Origin of the sequence: Marinobacterium mangrovicola (assembly GCF_004339595.1) — a bacterium.
In the GTDB taxonomy this organism is placed as follows: Bacteria; Pseudomonadota; Gammaproteobacteria; order Pseudomonadales; family Balneatricaceae; genus Marinobacterium_D; species Marinobacterium_D mangrovicola.
In genome coordinates, this window is record NZ_SMFU01000007.1 from 263,892 (window position 1) to 281,412 (window position 17,521).

Below are 17,521 nucleotides of genomic sequence, written 5' to 3' on the forward strand. Positions count from 1 at the left end.
GATGTCGGGGGGCTAGGACAAAAAAGGGTTTAAGGCTGCAGCGGAAGGCGGGTCGTTATGACCCGATAAACTCGGAAACCGGGTCGAAATGACCCTGTGTGCAGTACTCGGAACGGCTGCCAGGCTTGAGGTGAATCACGAACAGGGTGCCCTGGCCCAGCCGCGAGCGCACTTTGATACGTGCGTCAGCCTGTTCCAGCAGGCGTTGGCTGATCGACAGGCCCAGGCCGGTGCCCTGTTTGCCGCGGGAGTAGAAGGGATCGAAAATGCGCGCTAACTGGTCGGTGGGAATTCCGCAGCCGTTGTCATGGATGCTCAGGCTGACCCCGCCGTCGCCCAGATTACGGCTGCGCACCCTGATTTCGCCGCTGCCGGAAATGGCGTTGGCGCCGTTCATTACCAGGTTGATCAGCACCTGCTGCAGCTGGGAAGCATCGGCCTGAGCCCGGTGGGAGGCGCGCAGTTCAAGCCTCAGATTGATGCCGCGTCGCTTAAGCTCATGCTGGACCAGCGTGCGGGTATTCAGCACCAGATCATTGATATCGATCGCTTCCAGATGAGTACGTGGTGAGCTGGGGCGTGCCAGTTTCAGCAGGTCGTTGATAATGGTGCGGATACGTCCCACCTGCTCGATGATCAGTTCGGCGTCGCGGCGGATCTCCGGCGTTGCCTGCTCGCCCAGTTCATCCAGCAGCAGATCCATATAGCCGAGAATCACGGCGGTGGGGTTGTTCACCTCGTGGGCGATACCCGCGGTCAGCTCGCCCAAGGCTGCCAGCTTACCTTTCTCGATCAGCTGCTCGCGGGTTTCGTTGAGCATGGCGATATGCTGTTTCAGCTCAAGGGTGCGCTCCTGAACCTTCTCTTCGAGCTGTACCGCTGCCTGTTGTATCGCATCGTGCTGCTGGTCCAGCTGGGCCAGCATCGCATTAAAGTGCTCGGCGAGTACGCGCACTTCGTCGGTGGTGTTCAGTGGTGGAATCCGCTGGCGTTCGCCGCCTCTGATCCTGTCGACAACGCCGGTCATGATTTCGAACGGTCTGGAGATCGAGCGGGCGCCGGCGATGGCGATAAATGTGCAGAGCAGCAGCACCAGCGCGAACAGCCATAGCAGCAGTTCCAGCCAGTGGTAGAAACTCTCCAGAAACGGTGCTTCCAGGAAACCGGCGTAGAGCATGCCGATGCGGTTGCCGTTGACGTCGATGACCGGTTCATAGGCGGAGATATACCAGTCGCTGACCACGAATGCCCGGTCCAGCCAGCGCTCGCCTTCCTCAAGCACCTGATGGCGCACCTGGGTCGATACGCGGGTGCCCAGAGCGCGCTGGCGCGGTGCCTCGGGGTGCTGAACATTGGTGCTGATACGCACATCGTCAAGGAACAGGGTCACCGTGCCTATTCCGTCTGCCGGCAGGCTACCGGGGCCGTAAACGGTGTTGCTGATATGGTCGACAAAACCGAGATTGGCGTTCATCAGCAGCCCTGCCGTGAGCAGTGCCGCCACGTTACCGCTACTGTCACGCAACGGGTAGACAAAATGCAGCATCATGGCGCGATCTTCCACGGAACGCTCGGATTGCGTAGCGCGCTGGGTCGCTACCAGCGGGATGCGGGCCCGGGTGGCGAGCTCGGCACTCAATGCTCTCAGCTCTGCAGCGGAAAACACCTCAACGCCGCTCACCGGTCCCTGCATCTCGGCCTGCTGTAACAGCGGGCTGTCGGGATAACTGCAATCGCCGGGTTGCGTCAGCGAGCAACCGCGTGGGTCGAGCAGGCGCACGTAGTCAAAACCGGTTGCCGAGCGTAGCTGCTCCAGCAGGAGTGGCGTATCCGTGTTATCGCGTTCGCCCCCGTCGGCGGAGGAGTTAAGCAGCGCGTGATGAAAGCGATCGCCCGCGGCGGCAAGAGAGAGGCGTACCAGGTAGCGATCGCGGGTGGCGAAGAAGGCTTCATGGGCAACGGCCAGGTCGGTGTTGGCCTTCATCAGCAGTTGCCGGTAGCCCACCTCGTTACTCCACAGATAGGCGAGCAGGACCACACCGGGCAGAACCAGCAACAAAGGGAACAGCGTCAGTGCCAGCAGCCGGTAGCGCAGGTTGCCGGTGAGCCGCTGCCAGCCACGTTTAATCAGCGCTGTCGTCATCGCTGTTTTCAAAAGAGCGTAGCTTGCGGTCGAGGGTTTTGCGGGTAATGCCCAGCGCCTCGGCGGCCCTGGTTTTGTTGCCGTCGCTGCGTGCCAGCACCTTTTCGATATGGGTCAGCTCTACCTGTTTCAGCGGCCAGTGCAGCGGATAACCCGAGACTTCCGCATCCTGCACCCGGTTTGGAAACGCGAGCTGTGTCGGGGACATGCCGAGCAGCAGGCAGCGTTCGATCAGGTTCTTGAGTTCGCGCACATTGCCTGGCCAGTGGTAAGCCTGCAGAGCGCGGATCTCAGCGCTGTCGAAGCTTGTGGCGGGTTGGCGCAACTCTTTTGCCAGGGAAGTTGAAAGGTGACTGAGCAGCTCGGGAATATCCTCCTGGCGCTCCCGCAGCGGCGGCATCTGAATGTGCAGCACATTGAGCCGATAGTAGAGGTCTTCGCGGAAGCGTCCCTCGCGTACCGCCTGATCCAGCTTTTTGTTGGAGGCGGCCAGTACGCGAACATTGACCGGCGTATCACGCTCGGTACCCAGCGGTCGTATGGCGCCATCTTCCAGCACGCGCAGCAGCTTGGTCTGCATCGGCAGCGGCAGCTCCGAGATCTCGTCCAGGAACAGTGTGCCGCCATCGGCGTAGGCAAACAGGCCAAGTCGGGCCTGGTGGGCGTTGGTGAATGCGCCCTTGATATGACCGAACAGCTCGGACTCGATCAGCTCCGGCGCGATGGCGCCACAGTTGACCGGTACGAATGCGCCGCTGCGCCCGCTCTGGCGGTGGATCGCCCGGGCTGCAAGCTCCTTGCCGGTGCCGGTCTCACCCTCGATCAATACGGCTGAGGGTGCCGGGGCGATACGTGACAGAGTGGTACGCAGCGCTTCCATCACCGCGCTGGAGCCTACCAGGCCGCTGCTCTCCCGTTCCGCCACATGCCGGTTGAGCACGTAGTTCTCTTTCGTCAGCTGCCGGTTATCCAGGCACTTCTGCACCGCATTGCGCATCTGCTCGATGCGGAACGGCTTCAGGACCAGGTCACAGGCACCCAGGCGCAACGCCTCGATGGCGCTGTTCATATCGGCAAAGGCGGTCATGAAGATTACGTCGGAAGGGCAGCCGGATTCGCGCAACTGCTGTACCCACTCGACGCCGGAGCGTCCGGGCATGCAGATATCGACAATCAGCAGGTCAAAATGTCGTGATGAGCGCAGCTGGTCCGCCTGCTCGGTGGAGTCTGCCACATCGACCGTGCGGTAGCGTTTTCTCAGTGCACGTTGCAGAAAGTCACGAATCCCGGCCTCGTCGTCGACGATCAGGATGCTGATATCCGGCAAGGCACTTTCTACAGGGCGCTCAATCCTTTTAGCGTCAGCAATAGCCATAATTCTTATTCTAGTTATTTTGAGTTATTGATCGGTTTTCGCAGTGTATCACGCAAAAAGTTTGGGCCCAGGCTGTGAACCGAACGTTCTGCTCTATGGCTGATTTACGCCAGGCTTGGCAGTAATCTTCGGTTACTATCGCGAATCCTTCTTTGCCGTCTCTGTCCATCCAAGCTTCATGACGGGCTCAGCTTCGCGGGCCCGCTTGGTGGTCAGGGAGCTTTGAGTGATCCGAAAAATTTATGGCTTAGTACAAAAAGCGCGATTTCATCGCGCACTCAGTAAAATGCTGTCTCAGCAGAGAACCCAGGCGCAGGAGAAAGAAAGTGCGGCCTGGTACTGGGGAAATACCGGGCAGATTGAAGCCGCGGCGATAGGGCGCTGCCAAGCGATTCTTGTTGCAAGGGATGGCGAGTCTTTTAGAGGTTTTCTCTCGCGGGTGAGGCGTGAACTCTCGGCGTTGAGTGAGTTTTATCGTGGCTATGCGGGAGACCCGGATGGCTACGGTCTGGGAACGGTTCTTGAGATTCAGCGTTGGCTCGAGGCCTGGGATTAAGGGGCAGAACGCCGGATCGTCGCGGTGTGGTTTAAGGTGTTCACCGCGACGTTCGTTAATGGCTGCAGTTGTGAGCAGCTGTGCTGAAGGTCATGCCGTACGCTTCAATCACTCTGCTTTTTGAAACGACCAATACTTTAGCTGCTGCTCAGTTTCCTGGCTGCTCAGGCGACGCAGGTCCGGTGTTATACCGCGCAGGGTGGAGCCTATATCGCTCAGCAGTTCGCGAATGGCGGCATAGTAGGCGTGCCCCATATCCGAGGTATTAAGCTCGCTGACATCAACCACATCTACTCCCTGAAGGATCAACGGTGAGTCGCTGGAATCACCCAGGCGACGGTAGCCCGAATGCACCACCTTGCTCACATGCAGCGCCACATCCTGAGAAGCCATGTAGACCGTGGTCCGCTCGGCGAGGGTCTGCAGTCGCGGCAGCAGCAGGCGGTAGAAGGTCTCGGCGTCGATATCGGGTGCCGCCAGCACCACCTCCCCAAAGCGGATATCTGCATCCTGTTCGCGCCCGGCCATTACCAGCGAGGCGCTGCTGAACAGGTTGGTGCCCATGGAGTGGGCGAGTACGTGGACATTGTCGATGCCTGTTTCCAGCACGGCGAGTTCGAGGAACTGCACCAGGTCGGAAACCGCCCACTCCTTGTTGGTCCAGGCGCGGGTGTATTGGGTGGGAATGATGCTGTCGCCCGATGGCCAGGTGAAAAGCAGAGGCACATAGTGCACATTTTCCACACTGAGGTCGTAGGCGATCTGAGCCGAGCGGCGTGCGGCCTCTTCAAAGGAGTTATTGTAGCCGTGGATATACAACAGCATCCGGCGGTCGGGCAGCTGGCTGGCGGCATCGCTCAGCTGGCTGACAAAAGCCTCTTTGTCGAGCAGATCAACCGACTGCAGCATCACGTGCTCGGTGGGGTCTTCGCCCATGAGAGAGAGTAGCGAAGGGGTCTCCAGTTTGCCCGGTTCGTGGTTTGCCGGGATGCTGACCCAAAGGCTGCCAAGGCGCAGCGTACCGCGATCGTTGCCAAACAGCTCACCCGGTTCATCGGCGTGTGGATCGTAATTCCTGTTGCTGCCAAAGAACACGCGCACGCGAACATAAGCAGGCTGGGCGCCGGTGTCTGCACCGCGTGAGCGGACTCCCGTCATATCGCCGGAAGCGGCCACCGTCAGGTCGATGTTGGCGGTGTTCCAGGCGATATCCGCCACCGGCAGCTGGAGACTTTTCTGGTCGCTACTGGGATCGCGGTTGTAGGCCAGCAGGCGTTCCAGTGCGTTGTTGGGAACAGCGCTTTCTGAACCGGCGAGATGGGTGGTTGGCTCAAAAAACGCCCGGTCTATCGGCTCGGTTGAAGCGATCATCTTGATCGATTCCGTGCCGCTGCGGTCGAGCTGAAAGGCGATCGGCAGCTGGTCGAGCTCAGTTTGGGCGTCGATCCGGTTTTCCGCCGCCGTCATCTCCGGTGTTGGATAGATCAGTTTGATATCGCCATCTGGCGAACTGCTTAGCAGGTAGACGTAGCGTGCCTGCGACGAACTGTTGGCGACGCCAAAGGCAAGCACATCTCCGGGTTGATAGCGCTTTGCTTCCGCATCGGGCGCCGATCTGGGTTCATCCACCAGAAAGCGACCAAAAGCGAACTCCTGGCAGCGCTGATCAGCCGCCGGGGTGCAGCCATCGTCCCTACGTAGGTGAGTGATGTTCAGATCGACAGAGGAGTCATCGGCTGTGGATCCGGCCAGGCTGTGTAAGTGGTAACTATCGCGAATACGCTCCAGGCTGGCCTTGAGTTGTTCGAGTTCAACCCTGTTATCAGCACTGCCGTTCCAGGTCAGGCCGGTGGCCGCCTCGGTTTCATCGGCGTTGAGGAAAAATAAGCGGGGCGTACCCTGCGGATCAGTGTCGGGGAGAGAGGCGGTCAGGTTGGCCGCTATGCCCTGTTTGCGCACCTGTGCGCCCAGCGCTTCGTCGATGCGGCTGTAGTACAGCACCAGGTCAGCTCGCTGTTGATCTTCATCGAGCTGAATACCCGGCACCGATGCAGCCGCATCGCGGATCGACGCGATAACATCGCTATTCGCATCCGCCTGCTTATCTGCGGAAACAAACACCCTGAGTACGGGCTGAGGGTAGCTGCGCTCGCTCAGTATCAGCGCGTCACCCGGGCTGAAGTGGCCGTTTGTGACCACGCCTTTGGCAGCGAACAGGTTCGTTTCGGTGATCTCGATCCGGCTGTCGCCTGGATCGGCGCTGGCGAGTGTGACCGTTGACCCTGGGGTAAGGCCGGCCAGCTTTCCGCTATCGAGAGAAACCTGATCGCCGTTAACGCTCGTCACACTGAGGCGGGCGGAAGGTGCCGGCAGTTCGCCATTAAGTATTGCTGAATCCAGGTTGCCGCTGATGCTGGGCGACTGGTGCCAAGCCACATCGGTTTTGATCCGAATTTGAGTCTGAAGGAGTAGATCCCGCCAGCTCGTATCCGGTGTCGCGCTGGCCAGGCTCTGCAGCCAGTGCCAGGTAAAGAGGCCAAAGCTGCGATCGAACGGCTGGTACTCATAGGCAGAGCCTTCTGGCTGGGTGGCGCTAACGAACACCGCCTTAGATCTGTCCGCAGCTTCAAATGACTGCATACCCAGTGGGTGCATGCGGCTGTCGTTCGCTGCAGCCCGCTGCTGAGGGGCTTTGTCGCCGCGGCTGACGGTACCCCAGTGAGCCGTGTCGGTGAGGAAAACCAGTTGAGCAGCCTTGGCATAAGCGGGGGCCAGCCAGTGATCGATCTCATCATCCAGCAGGTCGAAGCCATTTAGATTGACGTTATTCTGGTCATCACTGTCGAGCGCGGTCGATCTGTCACTGCGGGCGCCAAAGGTCACCCAGGTCTTATCCTGGCCGCTGGCTTCGTCACCATTCAGGTCGGGCATATTTGAGCCGTAGCCTGAGTAGTGGATGTAGACCAGGTCATCCTGCTGGACACGAGCACTCAGTTCCTGAAATGCTGTAACCACTGCGGAATGCGTGGCGTCCTTGTTGAGAAGAAGTTCGATATTTTCTTTAGGGAAGCCAAGTCTCTGTTCGAGTAACTGGCGCACCGCCTGGATGTCGTTTTCGGAGCCTGGCAGCGAGGAGAGCCCCGAATCCGTATAGTCCGATATGCCGATCAGAAGCGCGTGTTTAGCGGGCGCCGCGAGTAAAAGGCCGCTGAAACTCCAGAACAGAGCGGTGAAAGCAGAAACCCTGAGCGCCTGTCTGATACCCATACCCTTTCCCTCGTTGAGCTGTTCAGATAACTAAAATGGCTTCAATCGATAACGCTATATAGAACTTCTTACGTTTGATCCCTTGCCAGACTGTGCCGCTGGCTTCTCAGCAGCATCCCCTGTCTGCGTCTCATTCAGCTAGCCCGATACTAACCCTTAGCTCAAAGCGTTTGAACTGCCGATAGTAAGCACAGTGAAGCGCGTTATAGAACCGGCGAGGTCGCCGGCACCTGAGGAGTTGGGTGCCTGTTCTAGCGCATTTTCCACCGCAGGAGTGTTCGATAGCTCTGGCTTGTCCATCTTAATTCTCGTAACAAGCAGCTGGAGTAAGGAATTGAACAGAAGAACTGTGAAGATCTATCGATGGGCTCCAGCTCGGAAAATAGATTGTCAGTCGCTATCTGATGACGTTTACTTTAAGTCCACTGACCTGATGCGGATCCGAGGTAGGGAGCAAATGGGATTGCAGGCGATCAGCGATAGAGGGATGGCTTAATGTCGGAAGCAGCCTTGCATGATTTATCTGCCGCAGGTTTGTTGCAGCCTGAAGCTGGGAGAGAAGTCTATGATTGCAGCAACGAAGCTTAAGCAGGCCCAAACGCTCAGATGGTTGGTGGCTGAGTATGAGGAAGCGAAAGAGCAGCATCGCGGTGGTGTTCTGGCGTTAGCCGATAAGATATTTGAGCTGGATGATGATGCCGGTGCGTCGGCCGGCTGTCTGATCGATCCTTGATCGATAAGTTGGCTGAAAATGGTTATATCGTCTGGCTTGAAGAAAGTGAAAGATTTGTTGTTTCAGACCTTGGGTTTAACGTTTGTAACGCAAGAAGATGAAATTAAATACAATCTTTTTGTTTTATATAAATAAATAATTATTAATATGTTTTCGATGGTTTTTATATGAAATTAATATCAACATTTATGCTTGCGTTTATTGGTTTTTCATCATTTTCTTTTGCAGAGCAGGATACTATTCCAACGAGTGAGAAAGATGGCGAGAATTCTATGTTGGAAATTAATTATCGCGGCATAATTGGTGTTGATAATAGAGAGTCTACAGATAATCTACCTGAATATATGTCGATGTATAAGATGCGCGTGGGCCAGCTCATCACTAGGTACACGTTACCGAATGGACGCCGGATGACTTCTCAGTGTACTGGAACGTTAATTAAAGAAAACTACATCGTTACAGCTGCTCATTGTGCAGTGAACTATCAAGGAAATATACACGTAAATCAGTTTTTCTATCCTGGTATTAATGCGCGCAATCAGTCTCCTTATGAAAAATATAAGGTGTCCAAGGTCTTCATGCCTGCGGAGTATTACTATAAAAGAGATGGGGTTCATCCCGAGATAGATATTGCAATCATGGAGTTGGAAAAATCAGATAAGGATAAATATCCAGGTCAGGTAGTTGGAGCGCTGGGTTATTGGGGAAAACCCGATTTTCCCGATGGACAAATGGCTACTATAGGTTATCCAGGGGACAAGGATAGAAGCCGTCAATACTATCAGGATGGTTGTTCGGCTAAAGCAGATAGCGAAGATGATAACTTGATATTAATGGATTGCGATGTTTTTCAGGGGCAGAGCGGCAGCCCTGTTCTGATATATTCTGATAAATATAAAACTTACCATATTCATGGTGTTGTTAGTGCAGAGTCGCCATATGTAAATTATGGATCACGTATTTCATCAGAAAGACATAAGATATTTAAATATATCGTCAATAATAGTTTTGGATCTTCGGAGTATTTGTCTAATACATTCCTGGAAAAATGGGTAGATATTGAGGCTCCAAGCGTTGATGAAGTCCATGTTTTTGCGAAAAATACCTGTCAGCGTGAAGATCTTTATGTGGTTTATAACTACAGAAATGATCAGGGTGATTGGGAAGCTGATGGATATATTACAATTTCTCCTCTACAAGATGTTGAAATATTTAACACCTCTAATCGTATTTACTATATAGAAGCGGGAAACCGTGATGGCGATATTTTTACTAAATCTGAAATTACAAAATATGTGCCTTCGATCGAGCGTAAAATATCGTTTCAAGAGTATAGTGTTGATAGTTACGGTTCATTTACTTATGAATTTGGCTGCTATTAAAATCTAAGTATTGGCTGATTATCTGATGTGCTTTGATAGGGTTTTATCTATTTTTAGCCTGTTGTTTCTGTTCGGGTGCTCTCCTTTATCGCCTTTGGAAAAGCAAATATCCAAGGGAGATTACAATAAAGTTGAAAGCATGATTGAAGACGGTGCTGATATAGGCGCGATAAGCCCGTTACGCGGATCGCTGCTCTGCGTCGCTGCGCGCAATGAGCAGGACCGGCTGATCACCCTTCTTGTCGACAAAGGGCTGGATGTGAATGTTCGCGACAATGCAGGTAAAACAGCCATGCACTGTGTCAGTGCCGCAGAAACCGTGGATCTGTTGGTTTCGCTGGGGGGAGATCCTTTTTCCTTATCTGAAAATGGTATTAGCCCGCTTGCTGAGGCGGTCAGATTCGGTCGTTACGATGCCGCCAGGAGGTTGGTCGATCTTGGCGCTGAGGATATTGCCTGGGGGGCCGGGAACGAGTTTACGGCGCTGGATTACGCTATTGCGTCCTGTCATCTGAGAACGGCAGAGCTGGTGCTGATAAACGGGTTGGCGACAGCAAAGATAAAACATGCCGAAGCCTGTGAAGAGCAGCTGCAAAGCCTGCTCCATCAATATAATCTCAAGTAGCTTTTTCGGGGCTGCTGGCGGCGCGGTATCTGTGCGCTGCTCGGTATCCTGGGTGTGTGTATTGATAGAACGTCGGACGAATGTTCGGTTGAATCTGCATCCTCTATCGGGCCTGTGTCCGGTTTATAGGTTATGGCCATCCAAGTAGGTGATGACTGGTACTCACCGAGTAGTAAGGACACATTAGATGGAACGTAGAGAGACTGCTTTGTACACCCGCCGGGCTGGCACATTGGCGGCTTTGGCCCTGATCACACTATCAAGCCTGATCTCCCCGAGCGCTCTGGCAGCTGAAAAGTTTTCGCAACTGCTTGGCGCAGAGAATCGCCAGGCACTGACCGCCTGGGTGGCCGAAAATCCCGACAAACTGCAGCAGGTGGCCGAATCAGGCCGGACTCCGATGACTCTGGCGGCCAGCCTGGGGGATCTTGAGGCGGCTCGTATCCTGCGTGATGCCGGCGCGGCGCTCGATCAGCCGGATGAGACAGGCGAGTTGCCGTTGCAGCTCAGCATACTGGCTGGTCAGCCTGAGTTTACGAACTGGCTGCTCGAGCAGGGCGTCGATCCTGGTCGTAGCAATGCCAAAGGGGGGGCGGCCCTGCACTGGTGCGCGGCAGCCGGCGATGAAACAATGTGCCAGCGTTTTCTCGACGCAGGGCTATCGCCGCTGCAGCAGGATATCAGGGGGCTTACTCCGCTGGAAACAGCCATCGGTCAGGGCCGCTGGAGCCTGCTGGATAGGTTGATTGACGCTACGCCGGTGCCTGGCTCGAATCCGCTCTCGCAGATCGATTATGACGATGACCGCTTACGTTACTGGAGCTCGCTCTTCTGGGCAGGTCGCAGTGAGGAGCTGGCTGCCAGCATAGAAGGTGATCTGCTCTCCGGTGCGAGCCACCCTCTGGCCGCCTTTATCTGGACAGCCTCCAATCGTTGGGCAGAAAGGCTGGAACGACGGTGGGAAGATACTCCTGAGCCCTTGCGCGAGGCGCTCGGACTGACGCCTCGTGTACTGATGGCGATCGATAGCGATCCGGTCAGCGCCCTGGAGCAGTTTCCTGCCGATTCAGCGTTTGAACTTGCCGATCTTTTCGCTCTGGTACATCTGGCTATAATCGCCCGCGACAGGGCAGATTACGATGCGTTCCTGGATTACCTCAGTGTCGCTACCAGGCTGGCGCCTGATCAGTGGCAGCTGGCCTGGATGTTTGAAAACATGTCAGCGCTGAATCAGCCAGGCGTCAGAGCCCGCCTGAATGCATTTATCAAAGAGCCAGAAGTAGCGGGAGGTCAGGTTGCCCGCTATCTTGCCGAACTCCTGCCGCAGCATAGCTGGGGTAACGAGGACCGGCTGCTGTTCCTCGAAGACTACCTCGCTGCTTATCCCCAGGATAGCCGTGCCCTGATGGCGCGTTCATCTTCACTGTCCGGCAATGCGTATTATGACGAGGCGCTCGACTGGCAGGTTCAGGGTATTGTGCGCTTCCCTTTCTATGCGAACCGTTCTTTCGGCATCCGCTTGCTGATGATTAATGATCAGCGTGAGCGTGCCCGTCGTCTGTCGGAGGGCGTGGCCTACTGGTACGGCAATGACGGCCAGCCGCCGCGATCCAGACGTTACTATATCGAAGGTTTGATTGCCGAAGGCGACCGTGGCACAGCGCGCGCGGAACTTGCTCAGGCCTTGCAAGACCATCCTCAGGTCGGACGTCTCTGGATGCAGAAGGCTGGACTCGAACTTGACGATAAACGGCCAGACGAAGCCCTCGCTGCGGCGCTTAAAGGCTGGCCGTTGATAGATTCCCCAGATTCAGTCCATCTGGAATACCTGACGCGGGCTTATCGCGACAGCGGTGATCGATTTGGTGCGGTGACCGCTTTTAACCGCTATCGCGAATCCGTTGATCACATCTCGGCGGACCTGTTTGAAGCCATCCTGGGCGACCTGAAAGCGCTTAATGATGCGGGCGTTTATGAGGCATTACTTGGCGAGGCGTTGCAGCAGCAACCGCAGTCGCTGGCACTGCATCTGCGCCGAGTGGAAGAGCTCTGGGAGAGCGATAAACAGCAGCAGGCGCTGCAACAGGCCGGGGCGTTGTTGAACGCTTTTCCCGATAATGGGTCGCTGCTGGGCAAGGTCTATAACTACAAGGAGGCGCTGGAGGGCAAGGCGCAGGCTGATGAGTTTATCGGCCTCAGGCTAGCGCAGCAGCCCTGGTCGAGTGCGGCCTGGCAGCAGGCGCTGGATGCGGGTTTAAAGCAGGCTCCTTCGGTGTGGGAAGAGGCGGCCAGCGCTGCGCCCCAGGAAACCTTTGCCTGTACCAAACTGGTCGCTTTCCATGTTGATGCCAGGAATTGGCAGCAGGCCTACGACTGGGTCGCGCGTTGCCTTGAGCAGCAGGCCGCATCGACGCTGCCGGTAACGCGCAGCGCCCGGAACACGCTGCTGCTTTACCAGGCCTGGATTTTCGAACAGCAGAGCGGTCAGCAGAATCTCAGCCTGGAGACGACCAACGCCGCAGAGAGTACGTTTGAAGAATACCGTCAGGCATACGGTGGCAAGACTAATTACCTGCGCTATCGCGAGGCGTTCTGTCTGGCGCGGCAGGATAAAGCCTGTGCAGCCAAAGCGTTGGTGTCGCGCAGCGCCTACCAGCGCGACAACACAGGGATATTCCACGATCTCGTGGCCCGCTATTCAGGCGAACTGGGCCGCAACGAAACCTTCGGGTACGGCGCGCGCATGCTGGCGAGAAACCCCTATGACTCCCAGATTGTCGACTCTTACCTGCACAAGCAGCTGCTCTGGGGCGGTAGTCCTATTGTCGCCATCAAAGCGATCAAGGATGCGAATGCCCGCGGGCTGAATGTGAACAAAAAGTGGGAGCGCCAGGCGCTGGGCAAGCTCGGCGACTCGCTATCGGAATTTGAACGATACTCGCTGGGCAGCGAGCGGCCCGGTGAATCCCTGCGCTATATCGGTTGGTTCGACAGCGCTCGACAGAAAGCGCTGACCGCCGACGGCACCCAGGTTTTCTATCGCCTGGATGAAGGCATTCCCTCGGTCGAAATCGTGCTGCCCAACGGTGAACAGGTGATACGACGTGACCATCTCGTCTTCGGCAAGCCGCTCTATTTTGCCCGCGGAGCCAGCTTTATCGAGCTTGCCTACACCGAGACCGGACAACTGCAGTCGATGGCGGACTCCAGTGGTCGCGCCATCGAGCTGACCTACGACAGCGAAGACCTGATCGCTACGCTGAGCAGCGACAGTGGCGTTCTTGAGTTTACCTACAACAAGGCGGGTAAGCCGGTGCGCATTGCCGAACGCGGTATGGGCGAGTTGCGGGTGAGCTACGATCCGGCTGGAGAGATTATTGGCGTCGATTCCGACCAGGGACAGGAGATGGCCCTGCGTATTACCCGCACCTTCCAGCATCTGCTGGGCATGGTGAACCAGGTTAAGCGCATTCACGATCTGGATCATCTGCCCACCCTGCCGGTTAAGGACGATCGGTTGAAAAGCTTGCGGGCCGCTTACCAGCAGACCCCGTCAGCGAGCCCCGAAGAGCAGCAGGCCTCATTTAATCTGGCGGCACACCTGGTCGAGCATCTCGGAGACAGCGCCGAGTACTTTGATGAAGCCGAAGAGATGCTGCTGAGCGTTATCGACTATGCACGCTTTGAAGATGGCGCCGCCCCGGCGCTTGACCTGGCGGCCGAATCGGTGGGCCTACTGCACGAGATGTATCGCAAGAGCCGGCCGAGAGGCTTGCCGGAAGAGACCTTCGCTACCTGGTCCGGTATCTACTCCTGGCTGCGCAGTGCCGCTCTGGATCGCTCCTCCGCTGCACTCAACGAGGCGCTTGCCGATGTTGAATCGCAACCGCTCAAGTTATTGAACGAGGCGCACAATATCCAGGCGTCGGACTTTGCCAACAGTGCCTATTGGCAGCGTCATGGCGATGACGAACTGTTCGGCAAGGCGTTGGCGGGTGTCGAGAAACAGGACATTCTGCTGCGGGCCAATGGTGACCTGGTGTTGGCAACCAGCCAGGGATTGCTGGTTCAGCGCGAGGGTTACTGGCACTGGTACGGCTTTGACGCCGGCCAGAGGAGTTTCTCCAAAACCCTGTCGATGAGCGCACTGGATCCCCGATCCAATATCCTGGCGTTGGCCGAGGGAGAGGATGGGGTGCTCTGGCTTGGAAGCGCCAATGGTCTAATGGCACTGCCCGGCGATTATGACGCCGAGCTCAAACTCTGGAGTGTGGCCCAGGGGCTGCCCTCCAGCCGGGTTAACGCGCTCAGTGCTGATGCCAGTGGGGTAGTGGTCGGTACCGCCCGGGGGCTGGCTGAGCTGCGCTTTTCAGATAGCGAGGTCGCTGCCATCGAAGCCGCCGGGGCTGCGGATATTCGCCAGGTGCAGCGGCTCTCCGATGATGCGCTGCTGTACCGGGCAGACAATCAGGTCTGGCTTATCTCCGCTGCCGGCAGGGTCAGTCTGGGGCAGGGAGAAAGCTTTGCATACCAGGGCGATGAGCAGCGGGTTTATCAACTCAGCCGGCAGCAGATTTTCGCCCATGACCTGAGCGTAGAGCAGGGCGACTGGCATCTGGCCGAGGGGGAACCCCTGTTGATCGCAGGTGCTTCCGATCTGTTGCTGTCGCAGCGTATTCATGAGCTTTCTATCTGGAATCTGGAGCAGCAGGGCCAGGTGCTGGTGGTGAATACCGACCGGGCGATCAACCTGTTCAACGGCAGCTATTTCGAGGCCCTGCCTCTACCTTTTGCCGCCGCGCGCGGTGGGCTCAGCCTTGGCCCCAGAGGTTCGACGAGCGATGCGACGGGGTTGGCGTTATACAGCGAAGAGGGAGTCTATACCCGGCTGAATAAAGACTCGTTCAGGGATGAGCAGGGGCCGGTTTACGATCTGCTTGTCAGTGACAAGCTCAACGGTGCCTTTATGGCGATGGGACATCATATCGCCTTTCTGGACAATGACGAGGCGGCGGACGAATCGCTCTACTTCTATTCCGCCAATGCGAGCCATCTGGTTGAGGATGCAGAGGGCAATCTGATTACCCATGACGGTTCTCAGATACTCCGTTTCCCGCCCGGCAGCGATCAGCCCCAGGAGCTTTTCTCGGCCCGGCCTTCGGTGGACGAGGAGGGCTGGTCCGGAAAAATTGAGGATATGCTGGTCGATAGCCAGGGTACGCTCTGGGTGGTCTCCGGTTCCTCCCTGTTTCGCTATCGCAAGGAGCAGGTTGAGGAGTTCAATTATCTGCTCGACCCTGTACGCTTTCCCTCACGCAGCCCTATGCTGGCGCGGGTTTATGAAACGCTTGATGGTGGCATAGAGGTGGTTGCCTCCGACGAGGGGCACCTGTTGCACGATGGGATGAGGCTCAAGGGCGGCTTACTGCGCTGGAACGGCAGCGGTTTCGACAACCTGGGTCAGCCCGCGCACTGGTTCGCCACCGGCTACACGCCGCTCGATGACAAAACGGCGGTAGTGACCACCAACCGCGGTTTTGTCAGGGAGCAGGCGTCGTCTGACGCCTGGCAGCGTCGCCAGTCTTTCGCCGAGCTCGAAGACCCCAGCTTTAAGGCGATGTCTGCCAAAAGCTCCATGCTCTGGACCGGTGGTAGGGGCGCGCGCTTCAGCGATGAAAACACCTGGTTGTTCCCGACCGCGGGCGGTGTGGTGCTTTACCACGCCGGCAGCTGGCTCTATCCAGACCGCCTCAACCAGCTTCTGCCCCAGGATCAGGCATTGGGGCAATACGGCGGACGTACCGTTCATGCCGTCGATGTAGCGGCGAATGGACGTGTTTATGTGGGCACCGACCTGGGGCTGCTGGTGTATGACTCCCAGGGGGTGGCATCCCTGCTTAATGACAACCAGTTCGGGCAGTTGGCGTTCCAGGGCCCCGAGGCCCAGCAGCAGTTGGCTCTGGGCGATATTTTCCTCTCCTCCCTGCCTGCCGACACTGAGAAAGGGCAGCTATTGCAGCGCTATCGTGAGATGCAGCAGCAGATCGCGAAGCTGGAGCAGAAGATCGAAACCGGTAACGAACTTCAGCCGGGATCCTCTGCAGCGCCGTCTACGGAAAGCGCCTCCGGGCCAGAGCATACGGCCCAGCAAACGGAGCGTCCAGCGTCAGTTGGCGCTGCTGAGGCTGAGAAATTGCGTCGGCAACTGGAGAGCAAGACCCGTTCGCGGGAGAAACTGCTGGCGCGGCTGGAAACCGATCACCTGGGGCTCTACCAGATGCTCAAGCTCGACCCCCGAGAGGTCGCGGCCATGCATCGGCGTTTGGATGAGCGCCAGGTGTTGATCCAGTATCTGCCGACGGCGGAAAAACTGCTGATCCAGCTGGTCACCCGTGAAGGTGCCCAGATACGCGAGGTCAATGTCTCCCGCGCTGACCTGGAACTGACCGCAGGGCTGGTGGTTCGCGGCCTGCGTTACAGAGCGACCCATCTTGGCAGCGAAACAGGGCGCGGTCTTTCAGCCCCCGAGGACACGCCATCTGCGGTTGTCGAAGGGCTGGACGATAAACTCGCCTGGCTGTACGACAAGCTGTTGCGGCCGGTAGAGCGTGAACTGGTGGGCAGGGATCAGGTGCTGATCACTCCGGTGGGAGCCTTGACCTATCTGCCGTTCCCCGCGCTGTTGCGCCAACAGCAACCGCAAAGAGAATATGCCGCTGAGAGATTCAACCTGGGTGTTATACCCTCCATGTATCACCTGAATCTGGTGCTGCAGCAGAACGCCTCGTTCAGCGAGGGGATGACCCTGGTGGCCGATCCCGATGGCTCCCTGCCGGGCGCCCGTACCGAAGTCAGCCGTATTGCGGAGCAGGCGCTGTTTGCTCCCAGCGTGCTTGAAGGGCCTGAGGCGACCTTCAACAATCTTTCTGACGCGGTGAGCGACGCGCGCATTGTGCATCTGGCGACCCATGGCAAACTGGATCCGGCCGCCCCCGAGGACAGCTATCTGCTGTTGGCCGATAGCTACCGCCTGAATGTGATCGATATCGCCACGCTCAACCTGGATGAGACCGATCTGGTTGTGCTTTCGGCCTGTGAAACCGGCATCGGGCAGCCCGGAATGGAGTACGCGACTCTGGCCCGGGCGTTTGCGCTGGCCAGCGTGCCGACCGTGGTTGCCTCCTACTGGAAGGTTGACGATGGCGCCACCGCGGAGCTGATGCAGCGTTTTTACGCCAACCTGCGTGAGGCCCCGGAGAGCGATTTCCTCAGCGCCATGAGTAGCGCCCAGCGAGCTCTGATTGCTGAGGGCGGGCATTATGCCGAGCCAGCGGCCTGGGCGGCGTTTACCCTGTTTGGTAAACCCTGATAGTTTTAGAAACCGCCAGCCTTGGTCGATTTAACCTGAGCCAGCGAGAGCGTTTGAGGCCCCGTTGGAGC

At 57.1% G+C, this 17,521-nt stretch carries 8 protein-coding genes; 5 read left to right on the forward strand and 3 right to left on the reverse strand.

The window, feature by feature from the left end; genetic code table 11:
* Positions 1–55: 55 nt before the first annotated feature.
* Positions 56–2,143: a sensor histidine kinase gene (locus CLV83_RS02115; protein WP_132286836.1), complete on the reverse strand. Its 2,088-nt coding sequence runs from the start codon at positions 2,141–2,143 to the stop codon at positions 56–58.
* A complete protein-coding gene (locus CLV83_RS02120; RefSeq protein ID WP_132286839.1) occupies positions 2,124–3,518 on the reverse strand; it encodes a sigma-54-dependent transcriptional regulator in 1,395 nt (464 codons plus the stop codon). Before CLV83_RS02120 ends, CLV83_RS02115 begins: the two co-directional genes overlap by 20 nt.
* Positions 3,519–3,744: 226 nt before the next feature.
* On the opposite strand from CLV83_RS02120, the gene CLV83_RS02125 reads away from it, so the two are divergent.
* Positions 3,745–4,074 carry a hypothetical protein gene (locus CLV83_RS02125; RefSeq protein ID WP_132286842.1) on the forward strand — a complete coding sequence of 110 codons (330 nt, stop codon included), beginning with the start codon at positions 3,745–3,747 and terminating at the stop codon, positions 4,072–4,074.
* A 108-nt stretch (positions 4,075–4,182) separates the two neighbouring features.
* On the opposite strand, the gene CLV83_RS02130 is transcribed toward CLV83_RS02125, so the two are convergent.
* Positions 4,183–7,341, reverse strand: a complete 3,159-nt coding sequence (locus tag CLV83_RS02130) for an alpha/beta hydrolase (protein WP_132286845.1) — start codon at positions 7,339–7,341, stop codon at positions 4,183–4,185.
* Positions 7,342–7,855: 514 nt separating this feature from the next.
* Between CLV83_RS02130 and CLV83_RS02135 the strand changes: the two genes are divergently transcribed.
* From CLV83_RS02135 to CLV83_RS02150, 4 genes are all read left to right on the forward strand, one after another.
* Positions 7,856–8,074 (forward strand): hypothetical protein, encoded by a 219-nt coding sequence (locus CLV83_RS02135; protein WP_132286848.1) that lies wholly within the window; start codon positions 7,856–7,858, stop codon positions 8,072–8,074.
* 167 nt (positions 8,075–8,241) lie between these two features.
* Positions 8,242–9,456: a trypsin-like serine peptidase gene (locus CLV83_RS02140; RefSeq protein ID WP_132286851.1), complete on the forward strand. Its 1,215-nt coding sequence runs from the start codon at positions 8,242–8,244 to the stop codon at positions 9,454–9,456.
* A 10-nt stretch (positions 9,457–9,466) separates the two neighbouring features.
* The gene (locus tag CLV83_RS02145) at positions 9,467–10,081 is read left to right on the forward strand and encodes an ankyrin repeat domain-containing protein (protein ID WP_132286854.1); all 615 of its coding nucleotides are present in this window, start codon (positions 9,467–9,469) and stop codon (positions 10,079–10,081) included.
* A gap of 187 nt (positions 10,082–10,268) precedes the next feature.
* Positions 10,269–17,450, forward strand: a complete 7,182-nt coding sequence (locus tag CLV83_RS02150) for a CHAT domain-containing protein (RefSeq protein WP_132286857.1) — start codon at positions 10,269–10,271, stop codon at positions 17,448–17,450.
* Positions 17,451–17,521 lie beyond the last annotated feature (71 nt).